The organism is Sphingomonas sp. DC4900 (genome assembly GCF_049896485.1).
GTDB classification, from domain to species: Bacteria; Pseudomonadota; Alphaproteobacteria; order Sphingomonadales; family Sphingomonadaceae; genus Sphingomonas; species Sphingomonas aquatilis.
Genome location: NZ_JAFCUK010000005.1, coordinates 183192 through 207577 on the forward strand (window position 1 = coordinate 183192; position 24386 = coordinate 207577).

At 65.4% G+C, this 24386-nt stretch carries 43 protein-coding genes and 1 tRNA gene; 10 read left to right on the forward strand and 34 right to left on the reverse strand.

Going from position 1 to position 24386, the window contains the following annotated elements:
- Positions 1 to 47: 47 nt before the first annotated feature.
- From ACP690_RS08545 to ACP690_RS08585, 9 genes are all read right to left on the reverse strand, one after another.
- Positions 48 to 803, reverse strand: coding sequence for a nucleotidyltransferase family protein (locus ACP690_RS08545; RefSeq protein WP_017978676.1), 756 nt, complete (start codon positions 801 to 803; stop codon positions 48 to 50).
- Positions 800 to 1765: an aminoglycoside phosphotransferase family protein gene (locus tag ACP690_RS08550; RefSeq protein WP_426260841.1), complete on the reverse strand. Its 966-nt coding sequence runs from the start codon at positions 1763 to 1765 to the stop codon at positions 800 to 802. Before ACP690_RS08550 ends, ACP690_RS08545 begins: the two co-directional genes overlap by 4 nt.
- Positions 1762 to 2211, reverse strand: coding sequence for a tRNA (adenosine(37)-N6)-threonylcarbamoyltransferase complex ATPase subunit type 1 TsaE (gene tsaE, locus ACP690_RS08555; RefSeq protein ID WP_426260798.1), 450 nt, complete (start codon positions 2209 to 2211; stop codon positions 1762 to 1764). The genes ACP690_RS08550 and tsaE overlap by 4 nt, the downstream gene beginning before the upstream one ends.
- Positions 2212 to 2356: 145 nt before the next feature.
- Positions 2357 to 4708: a PAS-domain containing protein gene (locus ACP690_RS08560; RefSeq protein ID WP_426260799.1), complete on the reverse strand. Its 2352-nt coding sequence runs from the start codon at positions 4706 to 4708 to the stop codon at positions 2357 to 2359.
- A gap of 119 nt (positions 4709 to 4827) precedes the next feature.
- Positions 4828 to 5382: a hypothetical protein gene (locus tag ACP690_RS08565; protein WP_426260800.1), complete on the reverse strand. Its 555-nt coding sequence runs from the start codon at positions 5380 to 5382 to the stop codon at positions 4828 to 4830.
- An 88-nt stretch (positions 5383 to 5470) separates the two neighbouring features.
- Positions 5471 to 6907, reverse strand: coding sequence for an AMP nucleosidase (locus ACP690_RS08570; protein WP_426260801.1), 1437 nt, complete (start codon positions 6905 to 6907; stop codon positions 5471 to 5473).
- A 95-nt stretch (positions 6908 to 7002) separates the two neighbouring features.
- Positions 7003 to 7635 carry a DUF2497 domain-containing protein gene (locus ACP690_RS08575; protein ID WP_294283392.1) on the reverse strand — a complete coding sequence of 211 codons (633 nt, stop codon included), beginning with the start codon at positions 7633 to 7635 and terminating at the stop codon, positions 7003 to 7005.
- 46 nt (positions 7636 to 7681) lie between these two features.
- Positions 7682 to 9205, reverse strand: coding sequence for a TolC family outer membrane protein (locus ACP690_RS08580; protein WP_198526619.1), 1524 nt, complete (start codon positions 9203 to 9205; stop codon positions 7682 to 7684).
- Positions 9206 to 9222: 17 nt separating this feature from the next.
- On the reverse strand, positions 9223 to 9903 hold the full coding sequence (locus tag ACP690_RS08585; protein ID WP_426260802.1) for a protein-L-isoaspartate O-methyltransferase family protein: 681 nt from the start codon (positions 9901 to 9903) through the stop codon (positions 9223 to 9225).
- 157 nt (positions 9904 to 10060) lie between these two features.
- Between ACP690_RS08585 and ACP690_RS08590 the strand changes: the two genes are divergently transcribed.
- On the forward strand, positions 10061 to 10405 hold the full coding sequence (locus tag ACP690_RS08590) for a hypothetical protein (protein ID WP_294283399.1): 345 nt from the start codon (positions 10061 to 10063) through the stop codon (positions 10403 to 10405).
- A 30-nt stretch (positions 10406 to 10435) separates the two neighbouring features.
- On the opposite strand, the gene ACP690_RS08595 is transcribed toward ACP690_RS08590, so the two are convergent.
- The 24 genes from ACP690_RS08595 to ACP690_RS08710 all read right to left on the reverse strand — a co-directional run bounded on the left by ACP690_RS08595 (position 10436) and on the right by ACP690_RS08710 (position 19968).
- A tRNA-Cys gene (locus ACP690_RS08595) sits at positions 10436 to 10509 on the reverse strand.
- 75 nt (positions 10510 to 10584) lie between these two features.
- Positions 10585 to 11625, reverse strand: coding sequence for a site-specific integrase (locus tag ACP690_RS08600; RefSeq protein ID WP_426260803.1), 1041 nt, complete (start codon positions 11623 to 11625; stop codon positions 10585 to 10587).
- The gene (locus ACP690_RS08605) at positions 11612 to 11887 is read right to left on the reverse strand and encodes a hypothetical protein (protein WP_426260804.1); all 276 of its coding nucleotides are present in this window, start codon (positions 11885 to 11887) and stop codon (positions 11612 to 11614) included. Before ACP690_RS08605 ends, ACP690_RS08600 begins: the two co-directional genes overlap by 14 nt.
- Positions 11884 to 12012, reverse strand: coding sequence for a hypothetical protein (locus ACP690_RS08610; protein WP_426260805.1), 129 nt, complete (start codon positions 12010 to 12012; stop codon positions 11884 to 11886). The genes ACP690_RS08605 and ACP690_RS08610 overlap by 4 nt, the downstream gene beginning before the upstream one ends.
- Entirely contained in the window at positions 12009 to 12305 is a 297-nt protein-coding gene (locus tag ACP690_RS08615) for a hypothetical protein (protein ID WP_426260806.1), read from the reverse strand. Before ACP690_RS08615 ends, ACP690_RS08610 begins: the two co-directional genes overlap by 4 nt.
- A 5-nt stretch (positions 12306 to 12310) precedes the next feature.
- Positions 12311 to 12613, reverse strand: a complete 303-nt coding sequence (locus tag ACP690_RS08620) for a hypothetical protein (protein ID WP_426260807.1) — start codon at positions 12611 to 12613, stop codon at positions 12311 to 12313.
- Between the two features lie 49 nt (positions 12614 to 12662).
- Complete coding sequence (locus ACP690_RS08625) at positions 12663 to 13382, reverse strand: DNA cytosine methyltransferase (RefSeq protein WP_426260842.1); 720 nt, start codon at positions 13380 to 13382, stop codon at positions 12663 to 12665.
- Positions 13382 to 13615, reverse strand: coding sequence for a hypothetical protein (locus tag ACP690_RS08630; RefSeq protein ID WP_426260808.1), 234 nt, complete (start codon positions 13613 to 13615; stop codon positions 13382 to 13384). Before ACP690_RS08630 ends, ACP690_RS08625 begins: the two co-directional genes overlap by 1 nt.
- Positions 13612 to 13851: a hypothetical protein gene (locus ACP690_RS08635; RefSeq protein ID WP_426260809.1), complete on the reverse strand. Its 240-nt coding sequence runs from the start codon at positions 13849 to 13851 to the stop codon at positions 13612 to 13614. Before ACP690_RS08635 ends, ACP690_RS08630 begins: the two co-directional genes overlap by 4 nt.
- Complete coding sequence (locus tag ACP690_RS08640; RefSeq protein ID WP_426260810.1) at positions 13848 to 14369, reverse strand: hypothetical protein; 522 nt, start codon at positions 14367 to 14369, stop codon at positions 13848 to 13850. Before ACP690_RS08640 ends, ACP690_RS08635 begins: the two co-directional genes overlap by 4 nt.
- On the reverse strand, positions 14366 to 14551 hold the full coding sequence (locus ACP690_RS08645; protein WP_426260811.1) for a DUF2829 domain-containing protein: 186 nt from the start codon (positions 14549 to 14551) through the stop codon (positions 14366 to 14368). The genes ACP690_RS08640 and ACP690_RS08645 overlap by 4 nt, the downstream gene beginning before the upstream one ends.
- Before the next feature lie 23 nt (positions 14552 to 14574).
- The gene (locus ACP690_RS08650) at positions 14575 to 14796 is read right to left on the reverse strand and encodes a hypothetical protein (RefSeq protein ID WP_426260812.1); all 222 of its coding nucleotides are present in this window, start codon (positions 14794 to 14796) and stop codon (positions 14575 to 14577) included.
- Between the two features lie 514 nt (positions 14797 to 15310).
- Complete coding sequence (locus ACP690_RS08655; RefSeq protein ID WP_426260813.1) at positions 15311 to 15637, reverse strand: hypothetical protein; 327 nt, start codon at positions 15635 to 15637, stop codon at positions 15311 to 15313.
- Positions 15630 to 15995: a hypothetical protein gene (locus tag ACP690_RS08660; protein WP_426260814.1), complete on the reverse strand. Its 366-nt coding sequence runs from the start codon at positions 15993 to 15995 to the stop codon at positions 15630 to 15632. The genes ACP690_RS08655 and ACP690_RS08660 overlap by 8 nt, the downstream gene beginning before the upstream one ends.
- Positions 15995 to 16249 carry a hypothetical protein gene (locus ACP690_RS08665; protein WP_426260815.1) on the reverse strand — a complete coding sequence of 85 codons (255 nt, stop codon included), beginning with the start codon at positions 16247 to 16249 and terminating at the stop codon, positions 15995 to 15997. The genes ACP690_RS08660 and ACP690_RS08665 overlap by 1 nt, the downstream gene beginning before the upstream one ends.
- Entirely contained in the window at positions 16249 to 16905 is a 657-nt protein-coding gene (locus ACP690_RS08670) for a Rad52/Rad22 family DNA repair protein (RefSeq protein WP_426260816.1), read from the reverse strand. Before ACP690_RS08670 ends, ACP690_RS08665 begins: the two co-directional genes overlap by 1 nt.
- Positions 16902 to 17576 carry a hypothetical protein gene (locus ACP690_RS08675; RefSeq protein ID WP_426260817.1) on the reverse strand — a complete coding sequence of 225 codons (675 nt, stop codon included), beginning with the start codon at positions 17574 to 17576 and terminating at the stop codon, positions 16902 to 16904. Before ACP690_RS08675 ends, ACP690_RS08670 begins: the two co-directional genes overlap by 4 nt.
- Positions 17573 to 17770 carry a hypothetical protein gene (locus tag ACP690_RS08680; RefSeq protein WP_426260818.1) on the reverse strand — a complete coding sequence of 66 codons (198 nt, stop codon included), beginning with the start codon at positions 17768 to 17770 and terminating at the stop codon, positions 17573 to 17575. The genes ACP690_RS08675 and ACP690_RS08680 overlap by 4 nt, the downstream gene beginning before the upstream one ends.
- Positions 17767 to 17919: a hypothetical protein gene (locus ACP690_RS08685; protein ID WP_426260819.1), complete on the reverse strand. Its 153-nt coding sequence runs from the start codon at positions 17917 to 17919 to the stop codon at positions 17767 to 17769. Before ACP690_RS08685 ends, ACP690_RS08680 begins: the two co-directional genes overlap by 4 nt.
- Positions 17916 to 18041, reverse strand: a complete 126-nt coding sequence (locus ACP690_RS08690) for a hypothetical protein (protein WP_426260820.1) — start codon at positions 18039 to 18041, stop codon at positions 17916 to 17918. Before ACP690_RS08690 ends, ACP690_RS08685 begins: the two co-directional genes overlap by 4 nt.
- A complete protein-coding gene (locus ACP690_RS08695; RefSeq protein ID WP_426260821.1) occupies positions 18041 to 18379 on the reverse strand; it encodes a hypothetical protein in 339 nt (112 codons plus the stop codon). The genes ACP690_RS08690 and ACP690_RS08695 overlap by 1 nt, the downstream gene beginning before the upstream one ends.
- Entirely contained in the window at positions 18369 to 18821 is a 453-nt protein-coding gene (locus tag ACP690_RS08700) for a hypothetical protein (RefSeq protein ID WP_426260822.1), read from the reverse strand. Before ACP690_RS08700 ends, ACP690_RS08695 begins: the two co-directional genes overlap by 11 nt.
- On the reverse strand, positions 18818 to 19210 hold the full coding sequence (locus tag ACP690_RS08705) for a hypothetical protein (protein ID WP_426260823.1): 393 nt from the start codon (positions 19208 to 19210) through the stop codon (positions 18818 to 18820). The genes ACP690_RS08700 and ACP690_RS08705 overlap by 4 nt, the downstream gene beginning before the upstream one ends.
- Complete coding sequence (locus ACP690_RS08710; protein WP_426260824.1) at positions 19207 to 19968, reverse strand: pentapeptide repeat-containing protein; 762 nt, start codon at positions 19966 to 19968, stop codon at positions 19207 to 19209. Before ACP690_RS08710 ends, ACP690_RS08705 begins: the two co-directional genes overlap by 4 nt.
- 410 nt (positions 19969 to 20378) lie before the next feature.
- On the opposite strand from ACP690_RS08710, the gene ACP690_RS08715 reads away from it, so the two are divergent.
- Positions 20379 to 21158 (forward strand): DUF3800 domain-containing protein, encoded by a 780-nt coding sequence (locus tag ACP690_RS08715; RefSeq protein WP_426260825.1) that lies wholly within the window; start codon positions 20379 to 20381, stop codon positions 21156 to 21158.
- A gap of 257 nt (positions 21159 to 21415) precedes the next feature.
- Here ACP690_RS08715 and ACP690_RS08720 read toward each other — a convergent pair whose 3' ends face one another.
- Positions 21416 to 21937 (reverse strand): hypothetical protein, encoded by a 522-nt coding sequence (locus ACP690_RS08720; protein WP_426260826.1) that lies wholly within the window; start codon positions 21935 to 21937, stop codon positions 21416 to 21418.
- Here ACP690_RS08720 and ACP690_RS08725 point away from each other — a divergent pair.
- From ACP690_RS08725 to ACP690_RS08760, 8 genes are all read left to right on the forward strand, one after another.
- Positions 21936 to 22163, forward strand: a complete 228-nt coding sequence (locus ACP690_RS08725; RefSeq protein ID WP_426260827.1) for a helix-turn-helix domain-containing protein — start codon at positions 21936 to 21938, stop codon at positions 22161 to 22163. The genes ACP690_RS08720 and ACP690_RS08725 overlap by 2 nt on opposite strands.
- On the forward strand, positions 22160 to 22474 hold the full coding sequence (locus ACP690_RS08730; protein WP_426260828.1) for a hypothetical protein: 315 nt from the start codon (positions 22160 to 22162) through the stop codon (positions 22472 to 22474). Before ACP690_RS08725 ends, ACP690_RS08730 begins: the two co-directional genes overlap by 4 nt.
- Entirely contained in the window at positions 22455 to 22754 is a 300-nt protein-coding gene (locus ACP690_RS08735) for a hypothetical protein (protein WP_147035263.1), read from the forward strand. Before ACP690_RS08730 ends, ACP690_RS08735 begins: the two co-directional genes overlap by 20 nt.
- Before the next feature lie 115 nt (positions 22755 to 22869).
- Complete coding sequence (locus tag ACP690_RS08740; RefSeq protein WP_426260829.1) at positions 22870 to 23331, forward strand: hypothetical protein; 462 nt, start codon at positions 22870 to 22872, stop codon at positions 23329 to 23331.
- On the forward strand, positions 23328 to 23480 hold the full coding sequence (locus ACP690_RS08745; RefSeq protein ID WP_426260830.1) for a hypothetical protein: 153 nt from the start codon (positions 23328 to 23330) through the stop codon (positions 23478 to 23480). Before ACP690_RS08740 ends, ACP690_RS08745 begins: the two co-directional genes overlap by 4 nt.
- Positions 23477 to 23698, forward strand: a complete 222-nt coding sequence (locus tag ACP690_RS08750) for a hypothetical protein (RefSeq protein ID WP_426260831.1) — start codon at positions 23477 to 23479, stop codon at positions 23696 to 23698. The genes ACP690_RS08745 and ACP690_RS08750 overlap by 4 nt, the downstream gene beginning before the upstream one ends.
- Entirely contained in the window at positions 23695 to 23970 is a 276-nt protein-coding gene (locus ACP690_RS08755) for a hypothetical protein (protein WP_426260832.1), read from the forward strand. The genes ACP690_RS08750 and ACP690_RS08755 overlap by 4 nt, the downstream gene beginning before the upstream one ends.
- Complete coding sequence (locus ACP690_RS08760; RefSeq protein WP_426260833.1) at positions 23967 to 24125, forward strand: hypothetical protein; 159 nt, start codon at positions 23967 to 23969, stop codon at positions 24123 to 24125. Before ACP690_RS08755 ends, ACP690_RS08760 begins: the two co-directional genes overlap by 4 nt.
- Positions 24126 to 24386 lie beyond the last annotated feature (261 nt).

The window sequence follows — 24386 nt, forward strand, 5'->3', positions numbered from 1 at the left end:
GGGCGGCCGGGAGGGGGAGCGGGCTGGCACCGCCATCAGGACGCGCCTCAGCCATTGGCGATGATCGCCTCCGTCTTGGGGATCGCGGCGGGGGTGCCGACGTCGAACCACAGGCCCTGATGGACCTGCGCATAGGCCCGGCCCTGTTCGATCGCGCGGCTCCAGAAGAGGTTGGTCGAGAACGGCCCTTCCGGCCAGTCGCGGATCAGGCGCGGGTGCAGGATCTGGATGCCGGTGTAGACGAAGGGCGCGGTCGCCCCCGCCTTGCGCCGCCCGACGATCCGGCCGTCGGCCGCGACGCGGAAATCGCCCTGCCCCTTGTGATTATGCGCGCGTGCATAGGGCACAACGAGCAGCAGCGCGTCCATCGTGGCATCGTCCCAGCGATGGCTCAACAGCTTGATCGCGTCGACGGGCCCGTCGATCCACAAATTGTCGCTGTTGACGACGAGGATCGGGTCGTCGCCCAGCTGGCCGCGGGCCTGCACCAGCCCGCCGCCCGTCTCCATCAGCTGCGCGCGCTCGTCGCTGATCGCCACCTCGATCCCGTCGAACCGGTTGGTGACATGCGCCTCCAGCGTATCCGCCAGATAATGGACGTTGACGACGGCCTTGGCCACGCCCGCGTCGATCAGTCGGTCGAAGACGTGATCGATCAGCGGCTTGCCCGCCACCTCAACCAGCGGCTTGGGCCGCGTCGCGGTGAGCGGGCGCATGCGCTTGCCGATTCCGGCCGCCATCACCATCGCGGTGTGCGGCACGGCGCCGCCTGGGTCGGGGCGGAGCGAACGCTGACGGGTCATGCGGACAGCACCTTCGGATCGCCGCGCAATTCGGGCGGCACGTTCTCGTCGAACCAGCGCGCGACCGGCGCCAGTGCCGGCTGCGACAGGTCCCGTTCCAGATAGCTCCACACGCGCGGGCACAGCGCGGCGTAGCGCGGCTTGCCGTCGCGGCGCCACAGGCGGGTGAAGATGCCGATGATCTTCGCATTCCGCTGCGCGCCCAGCACATGATAGGCGTCCATGAAACTCTCGCCCACGCCCGTCGCTGCGCGATAGCGATCCAGCATCACGCGCTCGACCTCCGGATCGACGTCGCGTCGCGCATCCTGCAACAGCGATACGAGATCATAGGCGGGGTGGCCCGCCAACGCGTCCTGAAAATCGAGCAGGCCGAGCCCCTTCCCCGACCCGACGAGCATCAGGTTTTCGGCATGATAGTCGCGCAGCACGGTAACCGGAGCATCGGTCAGCGCGTGATCGAACACCGCATCCCAGGCCGCATGATAGCCCGCGACGTCGACATCCAGCCCGACCGCCGGGGCATACCATTCGGGCAGCAGCGCCGCCTCGCGATGCAGCACGTCATGATCGTACGGCGCGATCTCGGCCGGAGCATGCCCCCGCAGCGCAACAAGTAGGTCGATCGCCGCCTCGTACAGCGGCAGCGCCGCCGCGGCGTCGGCATCCGCCGCCTCGCGCAGCCGCGCATCGCCAAAATCCTCGAGCAGGACGAGGCCCTGGTCGAGGTCCGCGGCATGGATCGCAGGCGCCGCAAAGCCGCGTTCGCGAAGCCATTGCGCGATCGCGATAAAGGGCCGCGGGTCCTCGTGCGGCGGCGGCGCATCCATCAGGATTGCGGTGCGATTCGCTTGGGTTACGCGGAAATACCGGCGGAACGACGCATCCCCCGCCACCGGGCTGATCGTGCCCGACCAGCCATGGATCGCAAGGAAGGCGGGCGCACCGGCGGGCGGGGTCATATCGGCCATCGCGGCTTCCATGACGCCGGGACGTCGGCTGTCAAGATTCGTCCGCCGTCCGGTGCCGGCGCCAGGGTCAGCCGCAACGCATACGGCCAATATCCCGGCGCCCGCTCCGGCCATTCGACCAACAGCACCGCATCGGACAGCGCCTCGTCGAGCCCCAGTTCCTCGAGTTCGTCCGGGTCCTCGATCCGGTACAGATCGACGTGCAGAACCGGCAGTCGCACCTCGGGCGGGTCATAGGGCTGCACAATCGCGAAACTGGGGCTGGGCGCCTCGCCCTGTAGCCCGAGCGCGGCGAGCAACCCGCGCGCGATGCTCGTCTTGCCCATGCCAAGGCCGCCGCTCAGCGCGATGACGTCGCCGGGCTGGACGCGGGCCGCGAGGCTTGCCCCGAACGCTTCCGTCGCCACCGCATCCGCGAGGTACACCGCCGTCACCACCAACACTCCGTCACCCCGGACTTGGTCCGGGGTCCACCGATCCGCAAGGGGACGGCCCACGCCTCAAACCACCCCCCTCGCCGCGGAGTGGACCCCGGAACCAGTCCGGGGTGACGGAAAGCAAATGGCATCCGCACACGCACCATCACCGCCGCGGCAGCTCGACCGTCACCAGCGTCCCTTCGCCAGGCTGCGACACCAGGTCGATCCGCCCACCATGCGCCTCGACGAACTGCTTCGCCAGCGGCAGGCCCAGCCCCAGCGCGCGTTCGCCGGTCGGCTGCATACCGGGCTCGCCGAACCGGTCGAACGCCTTGGCGACGCTTTCCGCATCCATGCCGAAGCCATCGTCCGACACGACGATCCGCGCGCCCGTCGCGCTGCCATCGGCGTGCAGCAAGATCCGCCCGCCCTCGGGCGTCGCCGCGACGGCATGGCGCAACAGATGCTCGATGACTTCCTTCAGCCGCTTCGGATCGCCCGTCACCCGCCCCGCCGAGCGCGCGACCTCCACCGCGAAGTCGAGCTTGCGTCGCTTCGCCGCGGGCATGATCGTATCCGCCGCAGCTCGCGCGACCACCGCAAGATCGACGTCGACCCGTTCGATCTCGGCGTCGTCGCCCCCCTGCGTCAGGTCGAGCACGTCGTCGATCAGCAGCCCCAGCCGCTCGACCGATTGCAGGATCGCCTCGACATAGGTGTCCGCATCCTTGCTGAGCTTCCCTGCATAGCCGCCGTGCAGCATCTCGGCGAACCCGCTGATCGAGGTCAGCGGCGTCCGCAATTCGTAGCTCATATTGGCGACGAACTGCGTCTTCACCCGGTCCGCCGCCTCCAGCGCATTGGCGCGCTCGCGCAACGCCTGTTCGGCGCGGCGGCTGTCGGTGATGTCGAGCATCGTCAGCAACGCATTGCCGTCGGGCAGCGGCACCGCGGCAAATTCGAAATGCCGTCCGTCGGCGAAGGCGACGCGGCCGCCACGCTGCTGCCGCTCGACCGTCGCCGATCGCACCAGTTCGGGGATCAGCGCGGCGCGATTGGGCGTCGCGAGCTTGGGCGCCGCAGCCTCGGCAAAGGTATCGACGCGCGGATGGCCGGCGAGGAATTCCTCCTCGAACCCCCAAACCGCGCGCATCCGGTTGTTCCACAATTGCAGCTTGCCGTCGCCCGCGAACACCGCCAGCGCCTCGAACAGATTGTCGAACGTCGCGGTCCGCACTCGCAGCAGCGTGTCACGCGCGGAGGCGAGCTGCACCTGCTCGGTCCGATCCTCGAAAATGACCAGCAAGCCACCATCGGGCAGCGGCTGCGCCACCACCCGCAGATGCGTGCCGCCGGGCAGATGCCAGTTTTCCTCCGCCGCATCCTCGCCCGGTACGAACCAGGTACGCCGCTCCGCCTTCCACGACGGGAAGTCGCGCACTTCGGGCAATCGGTTCGCCTCGCGCATCCGCTCCAGCACGCGGTCGAATTCGGGCCGGTCGGACAGCCATTCGGTGCGCATCGCGAACATGCGGCGGAACGGCTGGTTGCAGAAGACGAGGCCGCGGTCCGCGCCGAATTGCGCAACGCCAGCGGACAGGCGATCGAGCATCGCGCGCTGCGCCTCGGCGAAGCGCTTGGCCCCGGCCCGCGACTGCTCCAAATCTTCGACATCGACTGCGAAGCTCGCGACACCGCCTGTCGGTAGCGGCACGTCATGCACTTCCAGGCTGCGACGTTCGCCATCGATCGTGGCGGGCAGGATTTCGCGCTGCGGCTTGCCGCTGATCCGTGCCGCCTGCGCGCCCGCGCGCGGACCGCCCCGGCCCGAGCCCTCGACCAGTTCCAGCTCGCGCGCGATCACATCGGCGGCATCGGCGCCTTCGACAGCGCGAACGTAGGCGCTGTTGACCATGGCAAGCCGCAGGTCCGACCCGCGATACCACATCGGCAGCGGCGCCGCTTCGATCAGCCCGGACAGCGCGTCGAACGCGGTCGACAAATCGTCGACCTCGGTCTGCAACCGCCCGATCTCGCTCTCGCTGTCGGTCGCGTCCATCATCCACAGCACGACCGCGCCCGTCGCGCCCAATTCGCCCGGCGCGCGGCTGCCCCGCACGGTGATCGCACGTCCCGACCCCTGCGGGTGGAGCGCTCGCACGAACGCCCGCCCGGACCGCTGCGCAGCCTTCACCTCATTCGCCAGCGCCGTCGCCTCGTCGGTGGGCAGGCCCGCGCCATCGGCGGACAGATCCTGCAGAAAACGAGGCGCAACGGAAAGGCCCAGCCAATCGACCAGCCGCGGCGGCATCTCGACGCGGCCATCCGCGCGCACCAGCATGGGCAGCGCGGGTGAGACGCTACGCAACGCCTCGGCCTCGCGGACCCGCGCGCTCGCGTCGTCGGCCTCGGCCGCCAGCCGTCGGCCGACGAACAGCGCGTAGCCCGCACCGCCGACGAGCAGCGCGAGCACCGCGCCGCACACGACCGCCGTCATCACCGAAAGCTGGATCAACGCTCACCCCTCATCACGCCGCTCCAGCGGGCGTGGCGTCCGACGTGTAGAACGGAAAACGGGGCAGCGGCAATGTCATTGATCCGACGCACGATCCCATCGGGACCGCGCGGCGCGCATCACAACTTTTCGGGGATCGTATTCTCGTCGGCGATGCCGGCCTGGAAGGAGGCGGAGGCGTCCTCGCCATCCGGCGCATGCGCCTTCCGGCCCGCGTCCTTGTCCTTCGGCGTGCTGCCCCGCAGCGTCAGCAACGCGGCCGCCGCAGCGGCGCCCACGGCCGCGACACCGGCACCTACGGCGGCGACGCCCCATTTGCCGCCCAGCAGATCGCCGCTTTTGCCCGTCGTCTTCGTCGCGGGCTTCTTGGTCGCCGGACGCGGCGCGGCGCGCTTGGTCGACCGCGGCTTGACCGCCTTGGCGGCCGACGCGACGGCGCCTTCCGCCTTGGCCACCGCCGTGCGAGCGCGGCGCGTCGTCTTGGTGGCCGCATCGCTTATCGCGGTCTCGACCTTCTCGACAGTCGATGGCGCCGGAGCCTTCCGCGGCGCGCGCGGCTTTGTCGTGCCGGTCTTCGCAGCGGTAGAGCGCGTCGTGCTCGCCTTGCGCGGCGCGCGACGGCGCGGCGTGGCGGCGGGGGTGTCGGTCTTGGGCGTGTCGGTGTCGTCGGCCACGATACGGCTCCCTGATTGATTCGGAGGCGTAACGCACGTGCGGCGGATCGTTTCCCGCCCCGCCGCACGCGGACGTCATTTCAATAACTTAGCGGAAGGGTGGCTCATCGAAGGCGCGCAGCTTGCGGCTGTGCAGGCGGTCGCCCTCCAGCCGCAACTGCTCGCACGCCTCGATCCCGATCCGCATATGCTCGCTGATCGCCCGTTCGTAGAAGCGATTGGCCTGGCCCGGCAGCTTCAGTTCGCCATGCAGCGGCTTATCCGACACGCACAGCAACGTCCCGTACGGCACGCGGAAGCGATAGCCCTGCGCCGCGATCGTCGCCGATTCCATATCGATGCCGACCGCACGGCTGAGCGAAAAGCGCAGCGCCGACGCCGAATAGCGCAATTCCCAATTGCGATCGTCGGTGGTCACGATCGTGCCCGTTCGCAGGCGGCGCTTCAATTCCTCACCCGATTGGCCGGAAATGATCTCGGACGCCTTGGCCAGCGCCTGCTGCACTTCGGCGATGGCCGGCACCGGAATTTCGGGCGGCAGCACGTCGTCGAGCACATGGTCGTCGCGCAGATAGGCGTGCGCCAGCACATAGTCGCCGATCCGCTGGCTGGGGCGCAGGCCGCCGCAATGGCCGATCATCAGCCACGCCTCGGGCCGCATCACGGCGAGGTGGTCGCAGATCGTCTTCGCGTTCGACGGCCCGACACCGATGTTGACCAGGGTAATGCCCGTGCGATCGTCCGCCATCAGGTGATAGGCCGGCATCTGATGCCGCCGCCACGCGCTGTCGTTGACCAGCTTATCGACGTCGCCGGGCTTGTCGATCACGATATTGCCGGCGCCCGACAGCGCCGTGAAGCGCGAACCCTCACCCAGCTGCGACGCACCCCAGCGAACGAATTCATCGACATAGCGGTGATAGTTCGTAAACAATACGAAGCGCTGCGTATGCTCCGATGGCGTCCCCATATAGTGACGCAGGCGCGCCAGGCTGAAATCGGTGCGCAACGCGTCGAATAGCGCCAGCGGACGGCTGCCCCCTTCGGCGATCCACAGGCCGTCCGCGATCTCATCGCCGATATGCGCCAGTTCCGTCGCCGGGAAATGCCGCGCCAGCTCGGTCGCCGACACGGTGTCGAGGCTCAGCGCATGACCCGGATCGAGCACATAGGGGAACGGGATTTCCTGCCGCCCCGGCACCGCCTCGACCTCGACGTCGTAATCCTCGATCAGCAGCGTCAGCTGTTCGGTCAGATAATCCGCGAACAGCGCGGGCTTGGTGACGCTGATCGTATAGTCGCCGGGCGACACCAGCCGCCCGAACGACCGCGGCGGCGCGGGTCGGTCGCTCGTTGCGGCATAGCGCAGGCGGATGACGGGATAGGCGAACGAGCCGTCGAGGCGGCTTTGCGGCGACGGCGGCGTGCCATCGGTCAGATAGGCGTTGAGGGCCGCTTGCAGGCGGTCGACGGAAGCGCGGTAGAGGCGGTCGAGTTCGGAAACGATCTGGGAACCTTTGGTCATCCCCGATGGCTACGCAAAGCCCGTGACGGTGGCAAGTCGGGCGGGACACGCGACTGTGCGGCACGTTGCCGCCACGCCCTGCCCCGCCGCCGACCTCAGCGCATCTGCGCGGTAATCTTGGCGATCTCGCGCGCGACCATCGTCTCGACCATCTCGGGCAGATGCGTGTCGAGCCAGCTGCGCAGCATCGGGCGCAGCATCTCGCGGACCAGCCCTTCCAGCGTGCCGTCGCTCTCCGGCTCCGGCTTGACCAGCAGCTTGCTCAGCGTTTCGAGCGACCCCAGGCTCGCCGCGGCGGCGCGCTGGGACAAAATGGGTTCGTCCGACATTGCAGGCTCAACGGGCGCGGGCCGCGGAGGTTGCGCCGGCTGCGGCGCAGGTTCGGGCTCCGGTGCGTAGTGATGGGGCGCAGGTTGCGCGACAGGCTGGGGCGCGGGCTGCGCGACAGGCTGGGGCGGCGCGACGGGCTGGGGCGCCGGCTGGGCGACCGGCTGCGGCGCAGCGACGCGCGCCATGTCGCGCTCCACACGCGGCTGTTCCACCCGCGCCGGCTCCATCCGCGAATGCGGCATCGGATCGCTCAGCTCCAGCACCTCTTCGGGTTCCGGCTCGATCGGCTGCGGTGCGGCACGCGCCCGGCGGGCACGCGCCTGCGTCCCCTCGCCCTCTTCGGCGATGATCCGTTTGATCGACGAAAGGATCTCTTCCATCGACGGTTCGGCGCTCATGTCCCCCATTGCCCTCTTGTGTCCCTGCCCCGAGTTCTTACCGCCGTTACTGGCGGTTCGGCGAGGACGCACCTGTGGTTAACGCCGGGCTTCTGTCAACCGGCGTATCGAGCATCGGGTCGAAGTTCCGCGCGACGGTGGCGGTCTGCGCGGGCGTCTGCGCCGTCGAGGTGGCGACCGGTTCCGGCTCGCCGTCGCCCGCGAAGTCGTTGATCCGATTGCGCACGCGCTTGTAGTTGAGCACCGGGTCGTACAGCGCGCCGCCCTCCAGCCCCAGATCGCGCGCCTCGGCATGGCCCATCGCCGCCAGCAGCGCGAAGCCCGCGACATAGGCATCGCGCCGCGCGCTTACCAATGTCACCTGACTGTTGAGCAGTTCCTGCTCGGCGTTCAGGATCTCGAGCACGGTGCGCGTGCCGACGCTGTTTTCGGCGCGCACGCCCTCCAAACTCAGCTTGTTGGCGTTGACCGCGGTTTCGGACGAGGCGATCACCTGCTGCGAGGATTGCCACACCGCATAGGCCGATCGCGCCTGCGCGATGACGTTGCGCTCGGTCGCCGTCACCGCCTCCAGCGCCTGGCTGCGCTGCGCTTCCGCCTGCCGCACCTGTGCGGCGGGACGACCGCCCTGGAAGATCGGCAGCGAGAATTGCAGCCCGGCGGTCGCGGCGGTGCCGGAATTGGGCACGCCCTGCGCCACCGATGCCGGGGGCAGCGAACCCAGATAGGTGAAATAGGTCCCGCCCGTCACCGCCGACAGCTTGGGCAGGCGGTTCGCGCGCGCGACGTTGATGTCGTAGCGCGTCGCATCGGCCTGACGCCGCGCGGCGATCAGATTGGGGTTGAGGTTCAGCGCTTCGCTCACCGCCTCGTTCGGCGATGCGGGCAGCTTCGGCAGCGCCGGCGGCTGCTCCAGCGCGACCGGCGGAGTGCCCACCACCGCGACATAATTCTCGCGGCTGGAGATCAGCTGCGCCTCGGCCTGCTGCAATTGCGCCCGCGCCAGCGCCAGCCGCGCCTCGGATTGGGCGACGTCGGTGCGGGTCAGGTCGCCGACCTGAAAGCGATCCTTGCTCGCCTGCAGGTTCACCTCCAGCACGCGCACGTTCTGCTGATTGAGCGAGGTAATCGCCTCGTCGCGAATGACGTTCATGTACGCGGCGACCACGTTGGTGAAGGTCGACGCCTCCACGCCGCGCAACGTCGCCCGCCCCGCATCGACACGCGTTTCCGCCGCGCGCACCGCATTCTTCACCGCGCCGCCCTGGAACAGGGGTACGGACAGGTTGAGCGCGCCGTTGCCGCTGCGCTCGGGATTGAGGAAGTTGTTGTTCGCCTGCAGGATGTTGTCCGTCACGGAGCCGGTGGCGGCGACGCCCGGCAGCCCGCTCGCCCGTGCGATCGGCACGCTTTCGTCCGTCGCGCGCTGTGCGGCGCGTTGGCCGGTCAACGTGGGGTTCGACGCATAGGCCTTGGCGAGCGCATCGCGCAGTGTCTCTGCCTCCGCCGGCATTGCCGACATCGCCAGTCCGACCAGCGCCACGCTCCCCAGCAGCAATCCTCGCATCATCCCCCCACTAACTTATTCTAGAATGTAAATGCCTTAGGCTTTGCAAAGCCCGGCAGCACCACGCAATCGCAATCGAGGAACGGCGACAGGCCGAACCCGCCATCGGTCTTGCGACCCGTCGCCAGGCGCGTGACGCCGCGATCGACGATGCCGGTGACGACGCGGCCGCCGGTCGCGACCTGATCGACCAGCGCGTCGGGCAGATGCTCCACCGCGCCGTCGACGATCAGCACGTCATAGGGCGCGCCCGCTGCATGGCCCTGGGCCAGCGACTCCTCGATCAGCGTGACGTTCGGCGTGCCCGCCAGCGCGTCCTTCGCCAGCCCGACGAGGCCTGCATCCTCTTCGACCGCGACCACCTCGGCCACGATCTGCGCCAAGATCGCGGCGGTATAGCCACCCGCGGCGCCGATCAGCAGCACGCGGTCGCCCTTTTGCAGATAGGCTTCGGTCAGTAGCCGGCCGGTGACCATCGGCAGGTTGATCGCCCGGCCGCCGGCGACCGGCAGCGCCGTGTCGCGATAGGCGATGGCGCGCGCCTCGGCGGGCACGAAGGCCTCGCGCGGCAGCGTGTTCATCGCGACCAGCACGCGCTGATCGTTCACCGCATTGGTCCGCAACTGGCTGGCGACCATCGCATGGCGCATCGCCTCCGATGCCGCCGCGTTACCCAGACCGTTATCGATGCTGACGTTCATGATGACCCCTCTCGCACAACCGTATTAGCTGCGCAATACACTTCGTGACAGTCCGGCTTGTATCGCGCGCAATCCGTCGCGCCAAGCGGCGGATGCGTGTGTAGGGCGCAATCGTCCGCGGATGGTCAGCACGGCCGCAAGGCCGTATGGGCGCGCCATGATCCCGGAACTCTATCACAAATTCATCGACTGGATCGGCGACGGCACCGGCCTGCCCGACACCATCCTGCACATCCATGCCGGCATGGCGGTGCTGATGGTCGCGCGCATCGTCACGCGGCGATCGCTGGGCAGCTTCGTCCCCTGGTCGTTCGTCGCTGCGGCGGAGGCGTTCAACGAGATCATGGACCGACTGAATTTCGGGTCGTGGCGTTGGGCCGACACGACGTCGGACATCGCCAACACCCTGTTCTGGCCGACGGTGATCTGCCTGGGCATCCGCCTGCGCCCGATGCTGCTGGCGCGCGACGCCGCGCGCGTGAAGATGCCGGACGAGGGCTGAGGCCCCGTCCTGACATCTGGTCCCGGCATCTGGAGGCGCGACCGGGAATCGAACCCGGGTGCAAGGATTTGCAGTCCTCTGCGTCACCACTCCGCCATCGCGCCTAACGTCGCATTCCCGCGGGTTTCGGGGAGTTTGAACCTGTGGTTCGCAGTTCAATCCCCGGAGTTCGCAGTCGATCACGCCCCGTTCCTTTCTCGCCTAGCGACTGCTTCGCGGCTGCGCAAGCGCTGTGTCGCGTATTTCATCGCCATCGCGTAGGCATGGTGGCCAAGCACAGCCTGTATCTCGCCAAGCGTGCAGCCAGCTTCTTCCATGGCAGATCCAGCCGCATAGCGAAGGCCGTGGATTGACCGCGAAGACGGCATCTTTTCATTGTCGTTCACCGCTCGCCCGATGGCGGACGATAGCGCATTCGCATTGTACGGCTTGCCCGCCACGCTCAGAAGCAGCGGTGCCTCGATCGACGTGTCTGCTGTCCTGCGCCGCAGCGCATTGAGATGGCGCCGGAGCCGGTAATGGCAGGCGATATCCAGCGGTGCGCCGGTCTTTGCCTGCCGGACACGAATCAGCCGTGCGTCGCCCTGCACATCCCCCCAGGTCATGGCCGCGATATCCTTGGCGCGTTGGCCGGTATAGAGTGCCAGCAAGGCGGCAAGCCGCATCGGACGGCTGCCATCCTTCAGGAAAGCCTCAAACTCGTATTGCGACCAGACGATATATTCGCGCGCGCCACCCTTCCGCTTGATCTGCTTGATAGGTGCTGCGGGATTGAAGCCCTCGCGCACATGCCCTTCACCAGCCGCCCAGCTATAGAGCGCGGATGCCATCTGCTTGATCTTATGGGCCTTGCGTGCTTTGTCGGCGTGGCTGTCCCGCACCGCCTTAATCATGGCTGTCGTCGTCAGCCTGTAATTCCAGTCGCCCAGCTCTTCTTGAAGGATACCAAGAGTCCGCAGATAATCGCGCTGCGTGTCGTCGGACAGCGCGCGAAATTCGGCACTCCGCTGGTATGCGAGAATGAGCCAATGCCACGTCGTTTTCGCCGGATCGGCCTTCTTCTGTCGCTGCTCGACCGCAGCGCATAGCTCGGCATAGCGTGCATGAAACGCGGCATCGCCGGGCTGACCGGGAAGCTTTGTATCGCCGGTCAGCGGATGCCGGAAACGCCAGTATCGCCCCTTCGCTAGGTAGGTGTATCGTAGATCAGTGCGAACCACGAGCCGCGCGCCTTTCCATAAAGCGACGCTCTTCCTCGCCTGCTTCCTGCGCTTCCTCGGCCTGCGTCAGCGGCTGGTCGCCAAGACTATCCGCCCAGCGGTCAAGATCCCGGCGATCGTACAAAACCCGCTTGCCGTGCCGTTTCGGTGCCGGCCCCAGCTCGCGCAAAGTCGTGCTGCCCAGCGACAGATATGCCGACGCCTGATCAACGCTCATCAGACGTGGCCAATCGGGCAGGGATGCCCGCGCAGCAGCCGTCATCGCCCGCTCCCCTTCACCTTATCCAGCTCTGCCAGCAACCGTCGCTCCCATTCGGGATGATCGCGGGGCGGCTGCACCTTGGCTACGGCATCCGGCATGCGTGGCGCGTCATACTGCGGCATCATGGCTGCTGCTCCTTCAGGAGGCGGGCGGTCGATCTCAGCGTAATCCAGGCGGCGATACCTGTTGGTGTGAGACCGTGGCCGTCACCGTTTTCATCTGCATAGACGAGGCCCCGGTTAAGCAACGCGCGGATCGTCTGAAACGACGTGTTTCGGCGCTGGCCGCAAAGATCGGGCCACTGGCGAGGCCATGTACGGCCCGTGCCATCCCACCTTTCGACTTCCGAGCAGCGCAGCAGCACATGCTTCATCGTCGGCGACAAGCGCGCGGAGATCGCGGGCACGTCGGGGGTCATGGGCGTCATACCGATCGCTCCAAATTCTTGATGATGCGGGCGCGGCGGACTTGCTCCGGTCGCACGACTTTGCCGTTCGTCGCGTAATGCGAAAGCCGCCCCTTATCGATCCAATCAAGCGGCAGCTCATCGAAGCCGAAGCGAAGGAACGGTTCAATGTCTCGCGGATGGTCGAGCAGATAGGACACGATGTGCCCCACCGTCTCACACTCGCCTACGCCGGCACCGTCCGCCAGCGCTTCCGCCAGCTTGCCCAGCCGTTCGAAGATCAGCTCCGCCTGCGCGAAGTCGATGCCATCGACGCTCACAGCCCCACCCCCTTCTCATTGTCCATTGGGCGTGTCCCGGATGGAGGGGTCATGCGGCGAGACTTTCGGATGCGAGGATCGCGCGACCAATTTCGTACGGAATAGCCGGCACAACGGCGTTGCCGAGTTGCGCTAGGCGGTGTGGTTCGGCGGAAAGCCCATCAACCACTCGACCCACAGCGGGTTCGGTATCCCACCAAGCGCGGTGCTGAGACTGGTCCCACCCTGTGGAAATTTCGAGCGGCGGAAGCCCGTCTCGCTGGCCAGTGGGGTAGGCCACAATCCAGAGGCGATCCCGCCGGTGAGGTGCGCCAACGGCATTAGCGGGGATACAGTGCCACTCCGCATCATACCCGATCGAAGCGAACTCGCTGAGCATTGCTTCCAGTCCGCGAGAGCGAAGGACGGGGGAGTTTTCAATGATGACCCACGCGGGGCGGGTTTCCTCGATGAGGCGCCGGTAATGCTGCCACAGGCCGGACTTGGCACCGTCGATCCCTTCCATGCGGCCGGCGAGGCTGATGTTCTGGCAGGGGAATCCCCCGCAGATGGCGTCAACGGTAATTCCAGCTGCGGTAAGGTGCTGGGCGCTGAGGTCGCGCACGTCGTCATAGATCGGCACTCCCGGCCATGCCTTCGCCAGCGTGCGCCGGCACTTTCCGTCAGCCTCGCAGAAGGCAACGGTTTCGAAACGGCCGGTGCGTTCGAGCCCCAGGCTGAACCCGCCAATGCCGCTGAATAGGTCGAGCAAGCGATACGGATTGCCCATCACTTCCCCCCGTCCTGCTGGCCGATGGTGGCTGTAGCCTCACCGGTGTCGCGCCACAGATGGAAGCGCTTGCACAGCGGCTTGGGGCATTCGAACATGCCGAACCGATGACCGGCCGCATATACCCAGCCATTGCCGCGAAACGGCACGCCGTGCTTGGGGCAGCAGATCGGCTTGTGCCAACCCTTCATCAGCCTCAGGCGGCGCCGGTTGTGCGTGCGAAGACGGCTCACGCCCGCTCTCCCCCGATGGTGGCGGCAGTACCGCTGTCCGCAGGTTGAAGGGCAGCGCGCCCCTTGTCGGTGACGAAGAACAGGGCATGGGCAACCTTACCGGGCGCGGGGTCAAACCGGATAAGATCGCGGCGCAAGAGCGCGTCGTTCGTCCGGCCGTGCCACGACTTGCACCCGTCGGGGCCGGCGCGACTGATCGCGCTCAATCGCTCCAACATTGCGAAGGACAGTTTCATGCCTGTTCCTCCCGCACGCTCGCGGTCGCGGTGGCCTTGGCCTTGGCCTTCAACCGTTCGATGCGCCCCGCCAAGTCCGGCCACGATCCATCAGGATTTGCCGGGTCGGCGTGCATCGCCCTTTCAAGATCGGAGACGAGGTTACCGATGTGCGCCAGCTCTTGCCGCATACGGTCGTTCTGATTGATCGCCGCTTCCTCGACGGTCGCGGTGGCCTTGGGGAAAGCGGCGAGGGCGACCTGAGCCATTGCCTCAAAGAAGTCGCCAGGATGATCTGAGGCACGCCGCAACCATTCTTCGCGCATGGCAGCAGCTGCTCGCGCAATGCCCTCCCCACTCGTCAGCCCCTCCACCGGTGGGGAGGCGTTTCGCAAGCCAGGGTAGGCCCGGTCGATCAAGTCGTTCGCGATGTCAGCGAGGTTCCAACCCCAATAACCTTTGAGGCGCGGGTTGTCCTGCATCCACGAGAGAGGCTCGGATAGCGCCCGCCAGCCGGCTTCGTAATTGGGATCGGTCATGGCTCGACCACTCCCCAATCACGCGCCAGCACATCGGGGGTGGAGGCGTTCCATCCCGGCTGTTCCGTGCCCATCGCGGTATGCAGGTACATTGCCGGCTCGAAACCAGCGGCGCAGACAAGGTAGACGTACATACCCTTGCCATTCCAACCGGCGCGAGCAATCTTGCCGCCGTTGATCATAGCTTCGAGTGCTTCTCCGAAAGTCATTGATCATCTCCGCCCGTCGCGGGATTGGACCAAGGGAGCCAGCCGACAGGCTTGCCGCTTCCCTCGCAAAAGTGATCATAGATCCATGACCAGCCGGCGAACTGCCAGCGGTCCTCGCCCGTTTTGCCGAGGTTGTTGAACCCGATTGTCCATGACTGCGGGTGCTCATCTTCCAGCGGAGCGCCGCCATCAGTGTAATCGACCAGCAGACGGATCATTGTGCCGTCGACTGGTGCACTGCTCATCGGCCGCGCCCCCTCCCCACCGGCCATGTCGGTAGACGCGAGGGCGGACCGGAGAACCCAGCGCGCTTCCTGCTCTTCGCGCATCGAAGGAACATGATCGCGTCCATGAAGCGCACGCGCATCGGTGGCCCTCAAAAGGCGGTTGGCAGCATGTCGCAGTTCATCTCCCCCGCGTGCCGGGGTGGCGGAGGCAAGACGATGGCGGGCGAAGGCTTGGACAAAATAACTTCCGTCCGCGTGGCCAGCTTCCATGTTGTCCGCCGCTCGCAGCCAGCATTCCTGTCCGTCAGAGGCGCGACGCCGTAGCGCTGCCGCAGCCTCACGATCCGTCCTCGTGACCTCTGGCGTGCTTTGGTTAGCGGGCATGGGGATGGCTCCGAAAAAGACGGGAAAAGAAAGACTTGGGCGCATGCCGTGCCGGCACCGGGCTGGCGGGCTTCGCCCCAAGCCGCTGCGGCAGATAGTCGCGATACGTCATCGCCATCTCCTATCGAAGGTTCATCTGGGCGCGCTCGGTCGCCTTGTTGGTGCGCCACGCTTCGAAACGGAGCCGCTTGGCCTCCGCCTGGGCGCGCAGGGTTTCCGCCTCCATCGCGGCGGCTTCCCAATCAGTGCAGGCCAGCTCGTAAACCGGATCAGCTTCGGCCATCTGCTCACTGGCGCCTGCCGGGTGGCCATCACCCTTGTACTTGGTGAACAGGATAGCGCGGGTGCGTTTGCGGCGCAGGTCCATGCCTTCTGCCCGAATCTTGGCCTGCCCGGCGCGGACGAACAGGTCCTCCGCTTCGGCAATGGCGCGTTCGATGTCAGCCATGATCGGCCTCCCAACGGGCGCGGCCGGGCCACGCCTGCCAATATGCTTGCGCCAGCATCAGCCCCCGGCCCGGCGCGCCAAGAATGCGCTCGTCAAACCATTCCCAACCCTTGTCGTGCTGGAGGCGGTGGCAGGCTTCAGAGAGCGGGATGCAGTGGCGATCGGCCACCTTCGTCCCGATGCCCTTGCCGCCTGCGTAATCGACGTGTGCAGACTGGATGCGGCCTTCACAGTGCGGGTTACGCCCCTCACAGGCGCAGGCCCGACCCCGGATCCACTGCTTGAATGCCTCCGCGACCTTCCATGCCGGTCGCGGTGCATTCTGTTTGCGGGGCTTGATGTTGACGCGGGAGAGCATCAGAACGGCACGTCGTCATCGAGGTCGGGTGCGCTGGCGCCGCGGCTGTTGCTGCGCTCCTGTCGCTGTCCGCCCCCCTGCTCGCGCGGCTCGAACAGAGATACGGCTACCCGGCCTTCCGCATCCGGCAACGGCAGGCTGTCGAACACGATGTTAATGCCCTTGTCACCCTTCCAGGCGGTTCCCACGCGATGCCAGAAGGTGCTGCCATCCTTCTTCTTACGGGGCGTCATTGCGTCGAGACGATCGGCCATTATGCTGCTTTCTGCTTGAGTTCGTCCTTGCGGACCGTGAGGTACGGATGGTGCTGGGCGTCGATCGCGCCGATGTTGGATTTCCAATATTCGGCCATCGATTGCAGGCCGTTGGCTGCTGCCGCCTCCAGTCCGGCAAGAAACGCGGTGACGTTCGGAGGCGGAGAGTACGAGACGGCAGCAAGACGCGGGGCAGGCCCAACAGTCGCTGAGCGCAGCTTGCGCAAGCCGCTGTCAGTCCATTTCTTCCAGCGCTTCTTGCCGCCTGCCTCGTAGCTTTCGCAGTCGGCCCAGATCACCGGCAGATCGTAGAGGTATCGGCCGATCCCCCACTTGACCGCAGCGCGCTTGAGGGCATCGCTGATAGCGCCTTTCTCGCCTTCAACGTCTGTGTCGCCAGCGCCGTCCGACTTGCTGATCCACTCGTCCCCGACGCGAAGCGTAAGGGTGCAGATCAGACGTCCTTTCGGCGTTTCGGCGTAGCTGTCCTGCCAGTGCGCAGGCCCGCATACCGCGTCGAGACGGTCCATCACGTCGCGGGCGTCGATATATGCGAGCGCCATGGCTGACGTGCCTTCGCGGTTCATGCTTTGCGCGCGCCAGTGGACGGCATCGCCGGGGAATGGCGCTGCAAGGTCGGCTGGGTTGAAGGTCATGCCGCCTTCCTTTCGGTATGCACGAGGATGCCGGGGATCGTGGTGGTGGCACCGGTCGCACGGACCTCGCGCGCCGCCAGATCAGCAAGAAACTGAAGGTATTCCGTCCTCCGGTTGGCCCACGCCCACCGCGCGAATGCGGTCGCATCGGTCACTTCGGCGCGGTACAACGTGCGCAGGCCGGTCGGCGTGCGATCGACGCGATTGGCCACCGCTTGCAGCTTGGTCGCCTGCTTCAGAACGGCCTCGGCGGCAAAGCGGGTTTCCAGGTCATCGGACTGGCGCAGAGCCATCTGGGCTGCTGCCGTGCGTTCCTCTGCCCCGCGGCGAGCCTGAGCGGCTGCTGCTTCTGCCGCCCGCTTCTTGGCTTCGCGATATGGCGTCAGGAGGTTCTTGACCGCCGTCAGCCCCATATCGCAACGATCAATCAGCGGCTTCCACTTCGCCTGCACAGCCTTGGCTGCTTCGTCATGCGGCTTTTTCTCGGCTGCACGCTCGGCATCTGCGCCCTTCTTCGCGGTGCGCAGATCGTCCATCAGCGCGTCAAGCTGGGCCTCCTGATCATCATTCGTGACGCCGCCTGCCGCCGTAGTGTCCGACACCAGTGCAAACAGTTCCTCGACGTGAAGCGAGTGAGCCTCGAACGCTGGCGGGTTGTTGCTGAGGGTCATGCCTGCATACCCCGCAGACGGGCATGCGCTTCGGCGTGGCGACGCCGCCAGTTCGCCCGTGCCTCTGTCTCGGTATCGCCCGCAGCATGGAGGTGCGTGCCGTCATCAGGCTCGGCAATCCAGAAGCTGGGGCCGCAGCCATGCTCGGTGCGCATCCATTCGGGTGCGCGGACTTCGCGGACAATGAGTGTCACGCCTGCGGTCCTTTCGCATAGAGGGAGGTCCAGACCGTGCGACCAGCAGAGAGGGCGCGGGTCAGGTAATCGCTGGGGTTGCGCCACCAGCCGTGGCAGAGGGCGAGAGCGGTGATACCCACGGCGTAGAAGCAAAGGGCCGCGGTCATCCTGCAATCCACTTCGCAACAGCGATGATGATGCCGACGAAGCCACCGATCGCGCAGGCAATGAACGCCATGAGCACTACGCAACCGAAACCGCTAACGGTGATGACAGTCTTTTCGGCCATCACAGCCCCCTCGAAATAAGCTGGGCCGGGCGCGCTGCCGCGGCGTAGACCAGTTCGGTCAGGTCTTCCGGCGTGCGCCAGTTGAAGCCGGTGCGGCGAGCGGATGCGACACACATCTCAATCCGCGGGCCGATGCCGTTGCGGCCCAACATGCCGCGCCCAGTCTCGGGCAGCGATGCGTAGAACCGAACCTTGCGGATCAGATCACCAGCCTCGGCCATGCACGTAGGCATGTCGGTCAAATCATAAACCGTCTGAAGCTGGGCAATGAGGAAGTCGGCCAGATCGGCAAGCGGCACCTGCGCCGCACCGTCCGCCCTTATCGCGTCATGCTTCATGGGATTGCTCCTGCTGACGGGCTTCGGTGATGCTGGCGGCAACCCACTTGCGCATCCGCTGCCAGCGTTCTTCTGGCGTCTCGTGGCGCTGCTCTTTCCAGTTCCACCCTTCTTCGTCGTTGAGGTATTCGATCTCGCGGACCAGCGGTGAAGCGACATCGAAAGCGCTTGCGATCTGGCCGTATTCATCCGGATCCAGTGCTGCGAGGTCGATGCCGCGGCGAACACCCAGGCTGCCAATGGCGCAGACGTTACCGTCACGCTCCAGATCGCCGGTGATCAGCCTCTTCTCGGGCATGGCGTCTAAGGCGTCGGCCAGATCGCGCAGGAAGGCCTGACCGCGCTTGCCACGGATTGAGCTTGCAACTACGCCGCGCCACCTGATGTGTGCCCAGTTTTCTTCCTGGCTGCCATCGCCTTCCGAATAACCCGCGCGGCTCACTTCCCTTCCCCCTGCTGACGGGCGGCTGTGGCGGCTGAGCGGAGGGCTTCATGCAGCTGCGCGTAAATGGCGCGTGCGGCATCGCTGTCGATCGTGGCGATGAAGTCTTCGGCGGCAGCGCAGGCATCGCGCAGCGAAGGGGCCGCGGCGACTAGGGCTGCATTGTCGTCAAGCAGGGATTCATTCCAATTACCTAGATAGCCCGTGTCGATGACCGCGATGGCCATGCTAGGGTCTTCTGGGTTACCGACGACGATCCAGCCGTTGACGTGCTGGTCCTCAAACCAGCCTTCGCCATCTACGGAGATGTCGTGATCTTCGGTGATGACTGACCACGGCCCCGGCGTATGACCCACCTCTTCCCCGGTGATGGGGGTGCGGGGGGTCATGCGCTTTGCTCCGCGTCAGCCAGCGCCTTCATGTCGGCAAGCGCGGTAGCGTTGTCGGTGTAGAAGCTTGGCGTGCGCTCCAGTTTCGGGTCGCTCGCGGCGTAGATCATCGCGGCAGCAGCGGCAGTGCCATAGACACCTTCCAGCACGCGCCCGCCCTCGCCAGCCAGGACTACCACATGGCCGGCCCGACAGTGCGTAGTGCCGCAGTAGCCCGTGCGGTGCCATGTCGACATATCCAGCGCGCCCTCGCGGCTAGCTGCCTCGTAGACCTTGCTGTGGATCGACGGTATCTTCGGGAGCCAATCCGGCAGGACGGCACCGCGCAGGTCGGCATCGCTCAGGTTGGCACCGCGCAGGTCGGCACCGCTCAGGACGGCACCGCGCAGGTCGGCATCGCTCAGGTTGGCACCGCGCAGGTCGGCACCGCTCAGGACGGCACCGCTCAGGACGGCATCGCTCAGGTCGGCATCGCTCAGGTCGGCACCGCGCAGGTCGGCACCGCTCAGGACGGCACCGCGCAGGACGGCACCGCGCAGGTCGGCATCGCTCAGGTCGGCATCGCGCAGGTCGGCACCGCGCAGGTCGGCATCGCGCAGGTCGGCATCGCGCAGGTCGGCATCGTTATTGCGCGCCCAACGCACCGCGAGGCCGATCTTGACGCCGATCGTTGCGTCAGGTGTGCAGGTAATCTCGGCGGTGAACTGAACGCGGTTGGTCCAGCGGTTGCGAACCTCAAACTTTTCGGCCTGTGCCATGTCGTCGCTCCAATGCCGAAGCGGGAAGCCGCGGCGTTGGGGACGTATGTGCCGCATGAATGCGGCATCGTCAAGCGCATTAATGCGGCAGTGGCGATTTTATTTCTCGCGGCTTGCTCAGCGCAACAAAAAGCCCGCCGGTTAGGGCGGGCTGGTGGGTAACAGGAAGCGATCGTGGTGAGGCCCGCGACGCCCTAGCCGCAGCACGGGCGGGCTTGCCGCCGTATTCGGGCGTCGCAGGCCTCAAGCGTCACCAGCTCGGATGGTCTAACCCCATCTGCCGTATACTCACCGCCGCGGCATGAGATTGGCTGCCGGCCTTGCCCGTCCCTCCTAGATGTCTCTGCGAAAGGCCGCAATCATTCATGTGCGACTCGACTCACCGACCAATAATTAGCTAGCCCGTTCCCATGGCCATCATCGTTAGCGACATACCCCCAGCATCTTTGATCCCCATCTATGATATTTACTGCGACGAGAGCAGTCAGACCCGGCACCGGTATATGGCGATGGGTGGACTTATCATCCGGAGCGACAGGGTGCTGGCAGCTAACGATGCCTTCGCGCAGATCCGTTTGCCTGAGCTGCCAAGCGGTGAATTGAAGTGGGGAAGCGTGTCTAATCGCAAGCTGCACGCATACCGCCGTTTAGTGGATGCGTTCTTCGATCACCCGGCGTTTGCCGGCGTCGACTTCCATTCGACGGTTGTGGACACCCATGGTCAAGATCACCAACGCTTCGGCGATGGCGACCGCGACAAGACCTTTAACAAGGAACTGTACCAGCTGGCAGCGAAGTTCGCCAGACTGTACCCAGATCGCTATTTTCATCTGTATCCCGACGACCGGGAGACGGTCCACCGCCCTGGCGAGCTGCGGGACATCCTCAACTTCGGCCGTCGCAAGCAGGGCGATAAACGTGACTTCCCATTCCGTCGATCGCATTTTCGTAAATCGCACGAGACACCGATGATTCAGGTCGTGGACATTTTGCTCGGCGCCCTGGCCTATCGGGTGAACGGCCACGCGAACGCGATTGATGCGTCACCTTCCAAAGTCGATTTATCTCGACACGTCATGCAACGCGCAGCGGTTCGCGACGTGATGCGCGACACCTCTATGAGGGGAAAGTTCACGATCTGGCACCGCCAGCTTCAACCGCGTGGCGGCGGTGGCGTCCCTCGGGCTTAGGTTAGACGCCTCGTCTTACCACCGCCAGTTGGCGGCTCCCGCCACCTTGGTGGGGGGCATCACCCGAGGGAGTGATACAGATATAATCGCTGAGATGCAGAATTCCAGCTAATTCTGCCGCCTTAAATAACCATTCCGGTTCAAGAGAGATTTCGGCACGTACCACATTGACCCGCATCAAAAAGCAGAACATATTGAGAACATGGGAGAGCGAGTCGGCATTTTGCCTGCGGGCGATGTGTTCCGCGGTATGGCGGTTAGGCGTGTTGCCGACCGCGTGTCCTCACTGAAGCGCGAGCTAGCGCGTGCGCTACCTTCGGATCATCCGCATCTTCTGGCTCGTCTGCGAGATGCAGAAGCGTGTCTCGCAACGCTTCTGCAAGTGCCAGTGTCGTACCAGGATCGACCCGTTGTTCACCTAGCATGGTCTGATGCATCACATTCAGAATTGAAACGAGCGACGCGACACTAGGGACGCCGGCTGCTGCGCCCGGTGCGCGCTCATCCACCGCATCAGCCAGCTTCGCTATCGTGGTTGTGCTGGTCACGTGCTCATAGTCCTCGCGGATCGCACGAGAAACGGTGTCCTTACCTAGCTTAGCCCTTTCCGCCCAAGCTCGCGCCGAGATGGCTTTGCGAGCCATCACGTCCTTCATCCATTCGGCGATCGGTTTCTGACGTTCCTGCATAAACGTCCGAATAGAACCTGCCGCATAATTTCGTCGCGCATCATGAATGCGGCTTGCGTTGCCGCAGTAATGCGGCATATAAGATGGCATGCCCACGATTTATGACCCTGCTTGGCTTGATCGCGAGATGGCGGCGGCTGGCATTCGCACCGGTGAGTTGGCCGAAGCCAGCTCGGTAAGCCGATCCCAGATCCAGCGCATCCGCAAAGGAATGGCGCCCCGGATGAACACGCTGACCGCAATCAACGCGGGATTGGCCAAGCTGAAGGGCAAGCCCACCCGCCGCGCCCGCCCCACCGAGGGGGTTCGAGCATGAGCTGGCAACCCATCGCCGATGCGCGCGTGAACGAGGTGATGTTCGTTTGCGACGAGCGCGACGGTAAACCTTACACGGTCGCAAAGGCCTTCAAGTCGTTCGCCGGTATCTGGATGTATCCCGGAACGGTTGAGGAAATCGACTTCGAACCGGCCTTTCGCGCGGATTACGACGAGCCCGGCAACCCGTTCCATTGGCCGCTTCCCTCGCCAAGCGAAGCTAGTTCGGGCGCGGCTGGTCTGCTCCGGCTGCGGGCAGAAGCTGCTGAATTTGTTCAAATAGGAGGGCAAGATGCACCTCAGCACGGTTGACCACGTCTTCCATTTCGGCGGTCGGCGTCGGAACGTGTGTGCGCATCTGACGAACGATGCCTTTGTGCGCGGCATCGGCGGCAAATCGCGGCGCCGGATCGGTGATGAGCCGATTGGCGATAAGCTGCGAAAGCACCATGCGGAAAGCCAGGACTGCGCCAGCCATTTCGGTTTTCCAGTCGTCTTGCACGCGATTCTCCAGCCAAGCCATTGCGCGCCAGACGGTAGCGCTGAGCAGTTGCCGCGCAAGCGCTCCTTGTTCGGGGAGCAGGCAGCATGATCGCCCTCACCATCGCCGCCTGGTGCGCCGCCATCCCGCCCACGACCGACGACCGCCAGCACGGCGAGGGGGAGCGGGTCCGGGGTGACGTTCAATCTCATGGGAGTGTCAAGTAATGGCCACCCGCGCAAACATCTTGGGCCAAAAACCCGTTCTCGCGAAAGGTCGCGTCGCGGCCCTACTGTCGGCAGGCTGGGCACGCATCATCGCAACGCACGGTAAGGGAGCGCTGGCTGACGCGCTCGACGTTTCCGAAAACACCATCGGCAATGCCTTGGCACAGCGCACGACGCCTGAGCTGCATACGGCGCTGAACAGCCTGTCGGTCGATCCAACCGCCTTGGATGAATTGCTGGCAGGCTACGGCTTCCGGCTATGTCCGCTGCACAGCAAGGCCGCGAATGATCTGGCCACCGCGGCCGGCGTTATCGGCGCCATGGGGGAGCTGGTCGAAGCGCTGTCTGACGGCGTGCGCGATCACAGCGAGACGTTGGCCATCGCAACCCTGCTGCGCCCGCATCTGCCCGCAGTTCAGGCGATTGTTCACGAGGCGGATATGCTGCGAGGTGCCGCATGAGCCCTATCCGTCGCACTCTAGGCCTGTTCCGCATTCCGGAACCCATGAAGGTCGATCCCTACGGCATCGACGCGGCACTGGCTGAGCGCAAGGCCGCACGCCCTGCCCGTCAGGCTGCCGCCAAGCGTGGCCGCGAGGTGCGGGCATGACGCGCCAGCAATACGAGATCATCCGCGCCATGAAGAAGGCAGCTGGCTGGATCACGTCACGCCAGATCAATGAGGCGATCGGCGGCAAGGGGAGCCATCGGAATGTGATCGTGCAGATCCACTATCTGCGTGAAGAGCATCCCGAACACCTGATCGAGAGCGACCTGAGCGGCCCCGCATCCAAGGGATACCTCTATCATGGTGAGGTGGCCGCATGAGCTGGCAGAGCATTCATGATGAGCTTGACGCAATCAGCCGCACCCGGGCGCTGACACTGCCCGAAAGCCTGAAGCTGGAAGAGGCGATCAAGAACGTCGATGCCACGCGCCCGCCGCAGGTCCGCGACCGGTGGACTGCTCGCGAAGAGCGTAAGCTGATGACGCTGGTCAAATCGGGCGTCTCGATCAGCGAGGCAGGCCGCCGGCTCGGTAAGTCACGTTCGGCAGCACTTGGCAAATGGGGACGTCTTGCCGGCGCAGTGTCGTCATGAGCGCGCACACCACCGAAGCGCAGGCGAAGATCGTCCGAGATGCAGCCAAGGCCATTGCCGGCCTGACGACCAACCCGCGCGTCATGACGGCGCTGATGACGCTGACGATCGCTGACGACGATCTGCTTGCCAAATTCGCGAGGAAGATCCGATGACTTTTGACCTTCCCATGCCCCCAAGCGTGAACGCGTGCTTCGCCACGGACTTCCGCACCAAGCGCCGGTTCGCCAGCAAGGCCTACACGACGTGGAAGAAGGCCGCTGCCGAACGACTCGCGGCTCAGTATGCAGCCTACGGTGTGGATCGGCGTGGAAAAGGGACCCCGTTAGCGGGGTGATCGGCGTCGAAAAGGGACCCCTCATCCTGGTGTTCTAGGCTGTTCGCTTGGCGGTGTGTCAGGCGGCGAGATCGGGATG

Bases quoted from the DNA above. Each gene is read 5' to 3' on its own strand.
- ACP690_RS08545 (WP_017978676.1), bottom strand. From the start codon at position 803: ATGACCCGTCAGCGTTCGCTCCGCCCCGACCCAGGCGGCGCCGTGCCG.
- ACP690_RS08550 (WP_426260841.1), bottom strand. From the start codon at position 1,765: ATGACCCCGCCCGCCGGTGCGCCCGCCTTCCTTGCGATCCATGGCTGG.
- ACP690_RS08570 (WP_426260801.1), bottom strand. From the start codon at position 6,907: ATGACCAAAGGTTCCCAGATCGTTTCCGAACTCGACCGCCTCTACCGC.
- ACP690_RS08575 (WP_294283392.1), bottom strand. From the start codon at position 7,635: ATGAGCGCCGAACCGTCGATGGAAGAGATCCTTTCGTCGATCAAACGG.
- ACP690_RS08580 (WP_198526619.1), bottom strand. From the start codon at position 9,205: ATGATGCGAGGATTGCTGCTGGGGAGCGTGGCGCTGGTCGGACTGGCG.
- ACP690_RS08585 (WP_426260802.1), bottom strand. From the start codon at position 9,903: ATGAACGTCAGCATCGATAACGGTCTGGGTAACGCGGCGGCATCGGAG.
- ACP690_RS08590 (WP_294283399.1), top strand. From the start codon at position 10,061: ATGATCCCGGAACTCTATCACAAATTCATCGACTGGATCGGCGACGGC.
- ACP690_RS08605 (WP_426260804.1), bottom strand. From the start codon at position 11,887: ATGACGGCTGCTGCGCGGGCATCCCTGCCCGATTGGCCACGTCTGATG.
- ACP690_RS08610 (WP_426260805.1), bottom strand. From the start codon at position 12,012: ATGATGCCGCAGTATGACGCGCCACGCATGCCGGATGCCGTAGCCAAG.
- ACP690_RS08615 (WP_426260806.1), bottom strand. From the start codon at position 12,305: ATGACCCCCGACGTGCCCGCGATCTCCGCGCGCTTGTCGCCGACGATG.
- ACP690_RS08625 (WP_426260842.1), bottom strand. From the start codon at position 13,382: ATGGGCAATCCGTATCGCTTGCTCGACCTATTCAGCGGCATTGGCGGG.
- ACP690_RS08635 (WP_426260809.1), bottom strand. From the start codon at position 13,851: ATGAAACTGTCCTTCGCAATGTTGGAGCGATTGAGCGCGATCAGTCGC.
- ACP690_RS08640 (WP_426260810.1), bottom strand. From the start codon at position 14,369: ATGACCGATCCCAATTACGAAGCCGGCTGGCGGGCGCTATCCGAGCCT.
- ACP690_RS08645 (WP_426260811.1), bottom strand. From the start codon at position 14,551: ATGATCAACGGCGGCAAGATTGCTCGCGCCGGTTGGAATGGCAAGGGT.
- ACP690_RS08650 (WP_426260812.1), bottom strand. From the start codon at position 14,796: ATGATCCGTCTGCTGGTCGATTACACTGATGGCGGCGCTCCGCTGGAA.
- ACP690_RS08655 (WP_426260813.1), bottom strand. From the start codon at position 15,637: ATGGCTGACATCGAACGCGCCATTGCCGAAGCGGAGGACCTGTTCGTC.
- ACP690_RS08660 (WP_426260814.1), bottom strand. From the start codon at position 15,995: ATGCTCTCCCGCGTCAACATCAAGCCCCGCAAACAGAATGCACCGCGA.
- ACP690_RS08665 (WP_426260815.1), bottom strand. From the start codon at position 16,249: ATGGCCGATCGTCTCGACGCAATGACGCCCCGTAAGAAGAAGGATGGC.
- ACP690_RS08670 (WP_426260816.1), bottom strand. From the start codon at position 16,905: ATGACCTTCAACCCAGCCGACCTTGCAGCGCCATTCCCCGGCGATGCC.
- ACP690_RS08675 (WP_426260817.1), bottom strand. From the start codon at position 17,576: ATGACCCTCAGCAACAACCCGCCAGCGTTCGAGGCTCACTCGCTTCAC.
- ACP690_RS08685 (WP_426260819.1), bottom strand. From the start codon at position 17,919: ATGACCGCGGCCCTTTGCTTCTACGCCGTGGGTATCACCGCTCTCGCC.
- ACP690_RS08690 (WP_426260820.1), bottom strand. From the start codon at position 18,041: ATGGCCGAAAAGACTGTCATCACCGTTAGCGGTTTCGGTTGCGTAGTG.
- ACP690_RS08695 (WP_426260821.1), bottom strand. From the start codon at position 18,379: ATGAAGCATGACGCGATAAGGGCGGACGGTGCGGCGCAGGTGCCGCTT.
- ACP690_RS08705 (WP_426260823.1), bottom strand. From the start codon at position 19,210: ATGACCCCCCGCACCCCCATCACCGGGGAAGAGGTGGGTCATACGCCG.
- ACP690_RS08710 (WP_426260824.1), bottom strand. From the start codon at position 19,968: ATGGCACAGGCCGAAAAGTTTGAGGTTCGCAACCGCTGGACCAACCGC.
- ACP690_RS08715 (WP_426260825.1), top strand. From the start codon at position 20,379: ATGGCCATCATCGTTAGCGACATACCCCCAGCATCTTTGATCCCCATC.
- ACP690_RS08725 (WP_426260827.1), top strand. From the start codon at position 21,936: ATGCCCACGATTTATGACCCTGCTTGGCTTGATCGCGAGATGGCGGCG.
- ACP690_RS08720 (WP_426260826.1), bottom strand. From the start codon at position 21,937: ATGCCATCTTATATGCCGCATTACTGCGGCAACGCAAGCCGCATTCAT.
- ACP690_RS08730 (WP_426260828.1), top strand. From the start codon at position 22,160: ATGAGCTGGCAACCCATCGCCGATGCGCGCGTGAACGAGGTGATGTTC.
- ACP690_RS08735 (WP_147035263.1), top strand. From the start codon at position 22,455: ATGCACCTCAGCACGGTTGACCACGTCTTCCATTTCGGCGGTCGGCGT.
- ACP690_RS08740 (WP_426260829.1), top strand. From the start codon at position 22,870: ATGGCCACCCGCGCAAACATCTTGGGCCAAAAACCCGTTCTCGCGAAA.
- ACP690_RS08745 (WP_426260830.1), top strand. From the start codon at position 23,328: ATGAGCCCTATCCGTCGCACTCTAGGCCTGTTCCGCATTCCGGAACCC.
- ACP690_RS08750 (WP_426260831.1), top strand. From the start codon at position 23,477: ATGACGCGCCAGCAATACGAGATCATCCGCGCCATGAAGAAGGCAGCT.
- ACP690_RS08755 (WP_426260832.1), top strand. From the start codon at position 23,695: ATGAGCTGGCAGAGCATTCATGATGAGCTTGACGCAATCAGCCGCACC.
- ACP690_RS08760 (WP_426260833.1), top strand. From the start codon at position 23,967: ATGAGCGCGCACACCACCGAAGCGCAGGCGAAGATCGTCCGAGATGCA.